This window comes from Streptomyces canus (assembly GCF_001514145.1).
Classification (GTDB): Bacteria; Actinomycetota; Actinomycetes; order Streptomycetales; family Streptomycetaceae; genus Streptomyces; species Streptomyces canus.
In genome coordinates this window covers 181,158-193,928 of record NZ_KQ948656.1, presented here as the reverse complement: position 1 = coordinate 193,928, position 12,771 = coordinate 181,158, and the positions used below count along the sequence as shown (strand labels likewise).

At 71.8% G+C, this 12,771-nt stretch carries 2 protein-coding genes; both read left to right on the top strand.

What is annotated here, in order from left to right; translation table 11 throughout:
- Position 1 precedes the first annotated feature (1 nt).
- Positions 2-1,789 (top strand): ABC transporter ATP-binding protein, encoded by a 1,788-nt coding sequence (locus AQJ46_RS00805; RefSeq protein ID WP_059203704.1) that lies wholly within the window; start codon positions 2-4, stop codon positions 1,787-1,789.
- A gap of 68 nt (positions 1,790-1,857) precedes the next feature.
- Positions 1,858-12,768 (top strand): non-ribosomal peptide synthetase, encoded by a 10,911-nt coding sequence (locus AQJ46_RS00800; RefSeq protein WP_059203703.1) that lies wholly within the window; start codon positions 1,858-1,860, stop codon positions 12,766-12,768.
- The last annotated feature ends 3 nt before the right edge of the window (positions 12,769-12,771 follow it).

The following is a 12,771-nucleotide window of genomic DNA, read 5'->3' as shown; positions in this document are numbered from 1 at the left end:
TGTGAGCGCCACCGACACGCGCGTTGCCCCGGCGACCCTGCGCACGGCGACCGGACGCGAGGCCGGCCGATGGGTCGCGGCGCACTGCCGCGAGGTGCCATGGCTGACGGTCGCCACCGTGCTCACCACGGTGGCCGGGGCCGCGCTCCAGGTGCTCCCGGTGCTCCTGCTCGGCCGGGTGGTCGACGCGGTCGTCGAGGGCGAGTCCCGCTCGGTCCTGGTCACGGTCGGGGTGTGGATGGTGGCGGCCGCGCTGCTCGGCGCGGCGGCCACCGCGGTGTCGACCTACCTGATCGGGCGGCTGGGCGCGGACCTGCTGGCGCGGCTGCGGGAAGGCGCTGTCCGGGCGGTGCTCGGCATGCCGAGCGCACGCATCGAGCAGGTCGGCCGCGGGGACGTGCTGTCCCGGGTCGGCGACGACGTGGCCGTGATCTCCAAGGGCATCCGCACGGCCGTCCCCACGGTGTTCTCCGCGGGGGTCCTGGTCGCCATCGCCACGGCCGGCATGTTCGGCCTCGACTGGCGGCTCGGCCTGGCCGGCGCCGGTGCGCTGCCCGCGTACGCGCTGGCCCTGCGCTGGTATCTGCCCCGGTCCGCCCCGCTCTACCGGAAGCAGCGGGTGGCCCAGGCCGACCGCGCGCAGGCGTTGATGAGCGGTCTGAACGGGATCGACACGGTCCGGGCGTACCGTCTTGAGGGCGCGTTCCGCGAGAAGGTCACCGGTGAGTCGTGGCGGGTGCGCGAACTCGGTATAGAGGTGTTCCGGTTCTTCGGCAGGTTCGTCGGCAGGGAGAACCGCGCCGAGTTCATCGGACTGGTCCTGATCATCGTCGTGGGGTACGCCCTGCTGGAGGCCGATGCCGCCAGCCTGGGCGAGGTGTCTGCGGCGCCGTTGATGTTCCACCGGCTGTTCACCCCGCTGGGCTCCATTATGTTCACCTTCGACGAGGCGCAGAAGTCGGGCGCGAGCCTGACCCGGCTGGTCGGCGTGCTGGGGGAGGTCGCGGAGGACCGGCTGGTGGGCGACGCGGCCGTCGTAGCGGCGGACACCGCGCCGTACCCGGTGACCGTGCAGGGACTGACGTTCAGCTATCCCGGCAGCGAGGAGCCGGTCCTGAGGGATGTCGACCTGACGATCCCGGCGGGCGGTTCGCTCGCGCTGGTGGGGGCGACGGGCGCGGGCAAGACGACCCTGGCCGCGCTGATCGCGGGCATCGGAACACCGCAGGCCGGATCGGTGCGCGTCGGGTCGACCGACCTCGCCGGTCTGGACGAGGCCGGGGCGCGGGCCCTGGTCAGCATCCTGACGCAGGAGACGCACGTGTTCTCCGGTTCGCTCGCCGACGACCTGCGGCTGGCCGCGCCGGGGGCGACCGACGCCGAGCTGCTGGACGCGTTGCGCACGGTCGGCGCCGACGGCTGGGTCGACGCGCTGCCCGACAAGTTGAACACCCTGGTCGGCGAAGGGGGCGAGCGCCTGGACGTCACCAAGGTCGCCCAGGTCGCCCTGGCCCGGCTCGTGCTGGGCCGCTCGCCGGTGGTGGTGCTCGACGAGTCGACCGCGGAGGCGGGCAGCGAGGGCGCCGCGGCACTGGAGCGGGCCGTGGTGGCCGCGTGCGCGGGCCGGACCACGTTGTTCGTGGCGCACCGGCTGACCCAGGCGATGGCCGCGGACCGGATCGCCGTGCTGGACGCGGGACGCGTCGTGGAGCAAGGAACGCACGAGGAGTTGGTGGCGCTGGGCGGCCGCTACGCGCGGCTGTGGCGGGCCTGGCGAGAAGGTAGTTAGTCACCCCGAGTGGATCCCTGAGCAGGTTAGGCCGACTTTCATGCCTTGGAAGGGGCGCTGAGTCTTCGATGGTGGAACCGAGCGCTCGTCTCGTACTGCTTTCTCCCGCGCGCCTGGCCGACGTGCGTCGGCGAGTCGGCGACTTCTCCGACAGGACCGTCGCCGAAGCGTGCGCCATCGGGCTGTCGTACTGGGCGACGGGCCGAAGCCCTGAGGGCATCGACCTCACCCCCGGCACTCTGTTCGCCGACGTCCTCGGCTGGGTCGACAACGGCGGGGACGGGCCCGGCGGTTGGGAGACCGGCGCGGACGGGGCCGGCGGCTGGAGCATCGCCGTCCCGGAAGACGTCGTGCCGGCCGAAGCGCAGCTCGCGCTGGACGACCTGGCCGACTTCCCGGACCGGCCGATCGGCACCATCGGCCCGTCCGGACCGGCGGCCAGGCTCGAGGCACTGACCGAGTGGAACGACACCCGGGCCGACCGGGTCCGCCCGACCATCGTGGAGATGTTCCGCGAGCAGGCGCGGAGCAGGCCGGACGCCGTCGCCGTCGTCGACGAGCACCGATCGCTGACTTATCGTCAGACGGCGGAGCTGTCGAGTCAGTTGGCTCACCATCTGATCGAACGCGGGCTCACCGCCGAACAGGTCGTGGGCATCTCCCTGGGCCGCTCCGCCGACATGGTGATCGGGTTGCTCGGTGTGCTCCAGGCGGGGTGTGCGTTCGTGCCGCTCGATCCGCGGTGGCCCGCCGCGCGCCGGGCCGTCGTCATCGAGGACGCCCGGGTCGTGCTGCAGCTCAACGACTCCGGCGAGCACGACCCGGACGAACCCGAAGCCGTGGCCGTCGACCTGGGCGACTGGCGGTACGGATCCCGCCCCGCCGAGGGGACAGGGATCACCGTCCCCGGCAACGCCCTGGCCTACGTGATCTTCACGTCCGGTTCGACCGGGCGGCCCAAGGGCGCGATGATCCGGCACGAAGCGATCAGCGAGCGCCTGCTGTGGCAGGTCGACGAGATCCTGGGCTTCGGCCACGACGACGCGTCGCTGTTCAAGGCGCCGCTGTCCTTCGACATCTCCATCAACGAGATCTTCCTGCCGCTGGTGTCCGGCGGCAGGCTGGTGGTCCTGCGGCCCGGCGGCGAACGCGACCCGCACCACCTGCTGAGCGTGATCGCCGAGCAGCGCGTCACCTTCACCTACCTGGTGTCGTCCATGCTGGACGTGCTGCTGGAGATCGCGGGCGACTCCGGGCAGTTGGACAGCCTGCGGCACGTGTGGTGCGGCGGCGAGGTGCTGACCCCGGAGCTGTACGAGCGGTTCCGCACCCGGCTCGACATCCCCATGTACCACGGCTACGGCCCGGCCGAGACGACGATCGGCGTCTCGCACGTCATCTACCGGGGCGCGGCGGAACGCCTGTCGACGTCGATCGGCAAGGCCAACCCCAACACTCAGCTGTACGTGCTGGACGACGAGTTGCGCCCCGTCCCGGTCGGCGTCGGCGGCGAACTGTACGTGGGCGGCTTCCTCCTGGGACGCGGGTACGTGGGCGCGCCCGGCCTTACCGCCTCCCGGTTCGTGGCGAACCCCTTCGCCGACGACGGCTCCCGGCTCTACCGGACCGGTGACCTCGCACGGTTCGCCCCGGACGGGTCCCTGGACTTCCTCGGCCGGGCCGACAACCAGATCAAGATCCGCGGTATGCGGCTGGAGATCGAGGACGTCGAGGTCGGTCTCGCGGAACACCCCGGGGTACGGCACACCTGCGTCGTCGCGAAGAAGAACGCGGCCGGCGGCACCTACCTGGTGGGCTACGTGATCCCGGCCACCGGGAGCGAGGACCTGCGGGCCGACGAGGTCAAGGCGTGGGCCACCGCGCACATGGTGGAGTACATGGTCCCCGCCCACATCGTCGTGATGAAGGAGTTCCCGCTCACCCCGAACGGCAAGCTCGACCGCAACGCGCTGCCGGAGCCCGCGATCGGAACGGGCTCCCTCATACCGCCCAGCACCGAGAACGAGCGCGCGGTGTGCGCGGCGGTCGCGTCCGTGTTGCGGCTGGACGAGGTCGGCGTCGACCAGGACTTCTTCCAGCTCGGCGGAGACAGCATCCTGGCGATCTCGCTGCTGAGCGCGTTGCGGGACGCGGGTCTCCATGTCACGCCACGGCAGATCTTCGCCCACAGCACGGCGGGGGCACTGGCGGCGGTGGCGAGCCGTGAGGACGTCTCCACCGTGGACCACGGCGATGTCGCGACCGGCTCCGTCGTGGGATCGCCCATCGTGCAGTGGCTCGGCGAGACCACGGACGCGATCGACGGCTTCGTGCAGTCGGTGGTGCTGAACACCCCGGCGGACCTGACTGCCGACGGTCTCGACGAGATCCTCGCCGCCGTGCTCGGGCGGCACGACATGCTGCGCGCCAAGCTGGTGCGCGGGGACCGCTGGAGCTTCGACATCCCGGCGGCGGACCAGGCCGCAGCCGTATGGAGTGAGAGCGACCGACCGCTCGACGAGTGCGTCGCGCTCGCCACCGACGGGCTTGACCCGGCGGGCGGTGTGATGCTGCGTGCCGTCTGGCGCCGCCAAGCACGTCAACTGGTCCTGGTCGCCCACCATGTGGTGATCGACGGCGTGTCCTGGCGGGTCCTGATGGAGGACCTGGCCACGGCGTGGCGGCAGTGCGCCTCGGGCGCGCCGATCGAACTGCCCTCGGTGGGCACGTCGTTCCGGCGCTGGACGCAGTTGCTGGAGAGCGCGGCCTTCGACGCGGACAGTTCCTCCTACCGACGTCCCCTGCCGGGAGCGGACCAACCCGTGGGCAGGCGCCCGCTGTCCGAAGCAGACACCGTCGCGCGGGAGCGTATGCGGACCGTCTCGGTCGGCCCGGAGGTCACGGCCGCGCTGTTGGGCGAGGTTCCCGCGAAGTTCCACGCGGGCGTCAACGACGTACTGCTGACCGCGCTCGCCGTCACCCTGGCCCGATGGCGCCGCGACCTCGGCCAGGACCAGACGTTCGCGCACATCGAACTCGAAGGCCACGGCCGCGAGGGACAGTTCGTGGCGGGCACCGCCGGCTTCGAGCCGGAACTGTCGCGGACCGTCGGCTGGTTCACCACCCTGTTCCCGGTGACCGTGGACCCCGGCGCGGCGGCCGACCTCACCGCACCCGAGTACCTGGGCGCCGCGCTCAAGGCGGTCAAGGAAGACCTCGCCCGGGTTCCGGACAACGGAATCTCCTACGGCGCCCTGCGCTACCTGACCCACACCGACTTCGACGCGCCCGCACCGCAGGTGCTGTTCAACTACCTGGGCCGCTTCGACGCGGGCGCCACCGGTGACTGGCAACTCGCCTCCACCACAGGCCAGTTGGGTGAGAAGCGCGACCCGAGGATGCGCCTGCCGCGCGCCCTGGAGTTCAACGCGATCGCCGAACCCGCCCCCACCGGCGGCGAGTACGAGCTGGTCACCACGATCTCCTGGCCGGACGGGATGTTCACCGACGAGGACATCACCACCCTCGGCGACTACTTCCGGGTGGCCCTGGCCGGGCTGTCCGCGCTCGAACAGGGCGGCCACTCGCCCAGCGACTTCGGCCTGGTGCGGCTGACGCAGGACGACGTCGACGCCCTGGACGGACCGGCGCTGCGGGACATCCTGCCGTTGACCCCGCTGCAGGAGGGCCTGTACTTCCACTCGGTCTTCGACGACGACTCGGCGGGCGCCTACGTCGAGCAGCAACTGCTCACCCTGGACGGCGAGGTGAACGCCGGCCGGCTTGCTGCGGCGGCCACCCGGCTGCTCACCCTGTACCCCAACCTGGCCGCGCGGTTCGTGGCCCTCGCCGACGGCCGTGTGGTCTCCGTGCTGGAGAGCGGCATGGAGGCGCCCTTCACCACGCTGGACCGCCCCGGCATCACCGACGCCGAGATCCGCGACCTGGCCGAGCGGGACCGCCGCGCCGGGTTCGACCTGGCCACCGGCCCCCTGATGCGGTACACGCTCATCCGCGCGGGCTCCGGCCGGACTGTCCTGGTGCAGACCGTGCACCACATCATCGCCGACGGCTGGTCGGTGCCGCCGATGCTCCGCGCGCTGCTGGCCGAGTACCACGCGCCGGGCACCCTGTACCCGCTCGGAGGATTCCCCGACTATGTGCACTGGCTCGCCGGGCGCGACGAGGACGAGAGCGACCGCGTATGGGGCGAGCAGCTCGCCGAGCTGCCCGGCCCGTCGCTGATCGCCGAGGGGCACACCCCGTCCGACCGGTTCGCCGACACCGCCGTGGAGCTGGAGGACGACATCGACGCGGCCGTCCGGTCGGCCGGGGTGCCACTGAGCGTGGCCGTGCACAGCGCCTGGGCGGTGACGCTGGGCGGCCTCCTGCACGGCACGGACGTGGTGTTCGGCTCCACTGTGTCCGGGCGGGACGCCGAGGTGCCCGGCATCGAGAACATGGCCGGCCTGTTCATCAACACGATCCCCGTACGCGCCCGTTGGACCGGCACGACCACCTCCCGCGACCTGCTCGCCTCCGTGCGGGAACACCAGAGCGCGGTGCTGCCGCACCAGCACGTCTCGCTGGCGAGGATCGGCCGCCAGGCCGGCGCGGGCTCGCTGTTCGACACCCTGGTGGTGTTCGACGTGGCGACCGACGTGGACGCCCTGCGCGGGCCCGACGACACGCTGGTCGTCACCGACATCGTGAACGAGGGCGCCCCGCACTACCCGTTGACGCTGGTGGTGGAGCGCACGCTCGACGGCCGTCCGCGCTTCAACCTGATCTACGACGGTGAGCTGCTGCGGGAGGCGAGTGCCGAGGCGATCCTGCGTACGTTCACCCGCACCCTCACCGGCCTGCTCGCGCGCCCGGATGCCCTGGTCGACGACCTGGCGCCGGAGGACGAGCGGCGTCGCGCGCGGATCACCCCGACGACTCTGGGCGGTCTGTTCGACGCCGCCGCGCACCGCGACCCGGCCGCCACCGCCGTCACCCAGTGCGCCCTCGACGGCGGTACCCGCTCACTGACGTACGGCGAACTGGCCGATACGAAGGACAAGTTGGCGTCGACCCTGCGCGCGGCCGGGGTCGGGCCGGGCAAGCGGGTCGCCGTCGCCGTCCCGCGCTCCGTCGAGCAGGTCGTCGCCCTGGTCGCGATCGTCACCGCGGGCGGCGCGTACGTACCGCTGGACCTGGCGTACCCGGACGAGAGGCTGGAGTACATCCTCGCCGACGCCGCTCCGCAGGTGGTCCTCGTGGAACGTGAGCAGCAAGGCCGCTTCACCGAACTGCTGGCGCGGGCGGGAGTGTCGGCTCGCCTGCTCGTGCAGGGGGACGAGCTGCCGCCGGCCGCCACCGAGCCGGGGCCCGGGGCCCGTTGGCACGACCCCGCGTACGTGATCTACACGTCCGGGTCGACCGGCCGGCCCAAGGGTGTCGTCGTCCCGCACTCCAGCGTGGTGACCCTGCTCGCGAACACTCAGCCGGACATGGACTTCGGCCCGCACGACGTGTGGGTCCAGTTCCACTCCTTCTCCTTCGACTTCGCGGTCTGGGAGCTGTGGGGCGCGCTGGCGCACGGCGGTGAGCTGCTGGTGCCGGAGTACGGGCTGACCCGCTCCCCGGTCGACTTCCACCGGCTGGTCCGTGAGCGCTCGGTGACCGTGCTCAACCAGACGCCGTCGGCGTTCTACCAGTTCATCGAGGCCGACCGGCGTGCCGACGAGCCGGTCACCGCCCTGCGCCGGATCATCTTCGGAGGCGAGGCGCTGGATCTGGGGCGGTTGCGCCGCTGGGTCGAGCGGCACGGCACCGCCGCGCCCGAGCTGGTCAACATGTACGGCATCACCGAGACCACCGTCCATGTCACCCACCGGGTGCTCACCGGCGAGGACTTCGCGCTCGGGAGCGAGGTCAGCCCGATCGGCGGTCCGATTCCCGGCCTGGTCACCTACCTGCTCGACGACCGGCTCCGGCCGGTTCCGCCGGGCCGGGTGGGCGCCATCTACGTCGCGGGCGACCAGGTGTCGCTCGGCTACCTGGGCAGGCCGGGGCTCACCGCGGGCCGGTTCGTGGCGAATCCGTTCGCCGGTGACGGCTCCCGCATGTACCACACGGGCGACCTCGCCCGCCGTACGCTCGACGGCGAGCTGGAGTTCGCAGGGCGCGCCGACGACCAGGTGCAACTCAAGGGATTCAGGATCGAGTTGGGCGAGGTCGAGGCCGCGGTCAGGGTACTCGACGGAGTGGTCGACGCGGCCGTCACCGTGGCGGACAGCGGCGACCACCTGGTGGCGCACGTGGTAGGCCGGGTGCCGGGGGACTTCGTCGAGTCGCTGTCCATGAAGTTGCCCGTGCACATGGTGCCGGGCCGGGTGCTGCCGGTCGACGCGCTGCCGTTGACGGTCAACGGCAAACTGGACCGGAAGGCTTTGGCCGAGCGGGCTGCCCGGGAGGAAACGCCGGTGGCCGCGAGTGGTTCCGCGGTGGCCTCACTTGTCGGCATCTTCGCCGACACCCTCCCCGGCTCCGACGTGGACGCCGACACCGACTTCTTCCGGGCCGGCGGCGACAGCATCGTCGCCATCACCGTGATCAACCGGGCCAGGGCGCTCGGACTGCCGATCGCGCCACGGGACGTGTTCCTGTGCAGGACGCCGCGCGCGCTCGCTGAGCACCTGGCGACGAGCACACCGCGGCCCGCGCCCTCGGCGCCGGTCCGCCGCGAGGACGGCCCCCTGCCGCCGACGCCGATCATCCTGCGCCAGCGCGAACTGGGCGGATCGCTCGCCCGGTTCGCCCAGGCCAGGGAGCTGACCGCGCCCGAGGGCACCGGGTTCGCCGACGTCGAGCGCGCCGCGAACGCCGTAGTGGCAGCGCACCCGGCCCTCCGGTTGCGGCTGCGCGTCGAGCACGGGGTGTGGGGACTGCGCACCGAACCCGCCCGCGAGGTCACCGTCGTACGGCCGGACACGACCGATGCGACCACGGCGGCGAACGAAGCCGCCGGACGCCTCGACCCCGAGTGCGGGGACGTCATCGCGTTCTCGTGGCTGGAGGCGAGCCGCACCCTGGTGGTCACCGTGCACCACCTCGCCGTCGACTCGGTGTCCTGGCTGGTCCTGCTGGACGACCTTGCCACCGTCCTGCGAGGAGATCCCCTGGCACCGCCGACCACGTCCTATGCCGAGTACGCCGAAGCACTGACGCTCCGGTCCGCCCAGGTGACCGACGACCTCGGGCACTGGATCACCACGCTCCAGGCATCCGCGCCGCTGCCCGCGGCCGAGGGGCTGCGCGCGAGCACGGTCGTGCTCGCGCCCGACGTGAGTGACCGCGTGACGCATACCGCGCCCGCCGCACTCGGTGTCGGTCTCACCGAGCTGCTGTGCGGCGCGCTGCGCACCGCGCTGACCCACATCCAGCCGTCGCCCACCGATCTGGCGATCGAGCTGGAGCGGCACGGCCGGGTCCCGGTCCTCGAAGACCACGACTACACCCGCACGGTCGGCTGGTTCACCTCCATCGCCCCCGTACGGCTCACCGCGCACACCGACCCCGTGGCTGCGGCGCGCGAGGTCGCCGAACGCCAGCCGGACGAGCGCGCGCACGTCACCTACGGCCAACTCCGGTACCTCAACCCGCAGACGGCCCCGCTGCTCGACGCCCGCCCTCAGGTGCTGTTCAACTACCTCGGCCGGGGAAGCGAGTCCCAGGCCCTGCACATCACCGGCGGCGACCAGGGCAGCCCCTACACCGTCGAGGTCAACGCGTGGACCGACGCGGCCACCGGAAGCCTGCACGCGGCCTTCACCCTCGCCGAAGGCATCCCCGACGAGATCACCGAGCACTGGCTGAGCGCGCTGGAGCACATCGCGGACGCCTCCGCGACGGCCGAGCGCACGGCACCGGTCACCCCGCTCCAGCGCGGCCTGTACTTCCAGGCCCAGATGGCCGGCACGGCCGGACACTACGTCGCGCAGAGCTGGTTCACCTTCGACCGGCGCCTGGACGCCGACGCGCTGGCCGAGGCGATGGCGTACGTGATCGCGCGGCACCCGGTCGTGGGGGCGGGCTTCACCACCGACGACGACGGAAACCCGGTCCAGGTCCTGAGCGCGGAGCGACAAGTCACCGTACGGACAGTCGAGTTGGCGACCGAGGCGGAGGCCGGTGCCCTGCGTGCCCGGGACCGCGACACCGGCTTCGACCCGGGTGAGCCACCCCTGATCCGGCTGACCGTGGTGCGTCTGCCCGACGACCGCGACGGTCTGCTGCTGAGCTACCACCTGCTGCTGTGGGACGGCTGGTCCCGCGAGATCGTGCTGCGGGACCTGTTCGACGCCTATCAGGCCCTCGTCGCGGGCGAGCCTCTGGACCCGGCGCCGGCCAAGCCGAGCTTCGAGGACTACGCCCGGGCGCTCGACGCCAAGGACCTCGCCGTATCGGAGCGCTTCTGGGCGGAGCACCTGGCCGGCCTTCCCGGCCCGACGCTGCTCGCCGGACCCGCGCCGTCCCTCTCGGACGACCTGCCGCGCGCGCTCGTGCACACCCTGTCCGCCGAACAGTCGGAACTGCTGCGGGAAGCGGCCAGGACGCACGGCGTCACGCTGAATTCCGTGCTGACCGGCGCGTTCGGCCTCCTGCTCGGCGCGCACACCGGACGTAGTGACGCCGTCTTCGGCGTGACCGTCTCCGGCCGGGAGGGCGAGGGCCTGGGCGACGTCGTCGGCGTGCTCCTCAACACCGTGCCCATGTGGACGCGGGCACGGCCGGACGACACCGTCCGGGAGTACCTGACGGCCGTGCAGGCGGCCAGGGTCGAGGCGATGGAGCACGACCACCTGGGGCTCGGCGAGATCCAGCGGGCCAGTGGACACGACACCCTGTTCGACAACCTGTTCGTGCTCCAGAACTTCCTGGACCCGGACGCGTTCGCCGAGATGAACGCCAGGCACGGCATCACCTCGGTGAAGGCCGACGACTCCACCCACTATCCGTTCACCTGGGTCGTCACGCCGGGCGACCGGCTCACGGTCAAGCTGGAGCACCGCGCCGGCGACTCCGAGAACGCTCGGCGTCTCCTCGACGACTACCTGCGCGTGCTCGAAGACCTGGCTCGCTCGACCGGCCCGGTGGGCGCGCTGCGGGGGTTGGGGTCCCAGCCCTCGCCGGGAGCACGTACGGACGTCGGCACGGACACCGTCGTCGACCGCTTCGACCAGGCGGCGGACCGCGACCCGCAGCGAGTGGCGCTCGTCGCCCACGGCTCGACCATGACCTTCGCGGAGCTCCGGGACGGCAGCCGCGCCGTGGCGGGTGTGCTCGCCGGGCGCGGCATCGGCCCCGAGACGACCGTCGGCCTGGCGATCCCACGCTCCCTCGACTCGATCGTGGCGCTGTTCGCCGTGCTGCGCGTCGGCGCCGCATACGTGCCGCTGGAGCTGGACCACCCGGACGAGCGGATCGCCGCGATCGTCGCGGACGCCCGCCCGGAGGTCGTCCTCACCGTGAGCGCCGTGTCGCCCCGGCTGACCGGCAACCTGGTGGACCTGATCGAGCTGGACCGCCCCCTGCCCGAGGCCGAGCCGTATCCGACGTTCGCGCCGGACGACCCGGACCGTCTGCGGCACCCCGCGTACACGATCTACACCTCCGGATCGACCGGGAAGCCCAAGGGCGTGGTGACCGCGTACGCGGGGCTCACCAACATGCTGATCAACCATCAGCGGCGGATATTCGAGCCGGTGTTGGCGCAGCACGGCAACCGGGTCTTCCGCATCGCGCACACCGTGTCGTTCGCGTTCGACATGTCGTGGGAGGAGCTGCTGTGGCTCGCCGACGGCCATGAGGTGCACATCTGCGACGAGGAACTGCGGCGTGACGCACCCCGGTTGGTCGAGTACTGCCTCGAACACGGCATCGACGTCATCAACGTGACTCCGACCTACGCCCAACAGCTGGTAGCGGAGGGGCTGTTGGACAATCCGGCGCGGCGCCCGGCGCTGGTGCTGCTGGGCGGCGAGGCAGTCACCCCGTCGCTGTGGCAGCGGCTCGCCGACACCGAGGGCACGGTCGGCTACAACCTGTACGGGCCCACCGAGTACACCATCAACACCCTCGGCGTCGGCACCTTCGAATGCCAGGACCCGGTGGTGGGAGTGGCGATCGACAACACGGACGTGTACGTGCTGGATCCGTGGCTTCGGCCCCTGCCGGACGGCGTGCCCGGGGAGCTGTACGTGTCGGGCATCGGCATCGCGCGCGGCTACCTCGGGCAGCCCGCCCAGACCGCGCACCGCTTTGTCGCCTGCCCGTTCGGCGAACCCGGCGAGCGCATGTACCGCACCGGGGACCTGGTGATCCGGCGGCCCGACGGGAACCTGATGTACCTGGGCCGCACCGACCAACAGGTCAAGATCCGCGGTCACCGGGTCGAACTCGGCGAGGTGGAGGCCTCGTTCGCAGCGCACCCGGCGGTGCGCTTCGCCGCGGCGGTCGCCCAGCCCGACCCGCAGGTCGACGGCGCGTACCGGCTGGCCTCCTACCTCGTCCTCGACGGCTCCGATCTCGCGGCGGTCGCCGCCGAAGTCGGTGCCGGGCTGCCGGACTTCCTGCGTCCGACGCACTACGCCCAGGTCGACAGCATCCCGCTCACGGTGAACGGGAAGGCTGACACCAAGGCGCTGCCGGAGGCCAAGCCCCTGGGCGCGCTGACCACGGCGGCGGAGCGCGGCCCCGAGACCGAGACCGAGACCACGGTGTGCGAGTTCTTCGCCGAGGCACTGGATCTGGACGACGACGAGGTGAGCGCGGTGAGCGACTTCGTGTCCCTCGGAGGACACTCCATGCTGGCGGTGCGGCTGATCGGGCTGCTCCGCCGGGAGTACGGACCTGTGATCACGATCCGCGATCTGTTCACCCTGCGAACCCCGGAAGCGATCAGCCGCCACCTCGATGACAACAACTCCTGACTC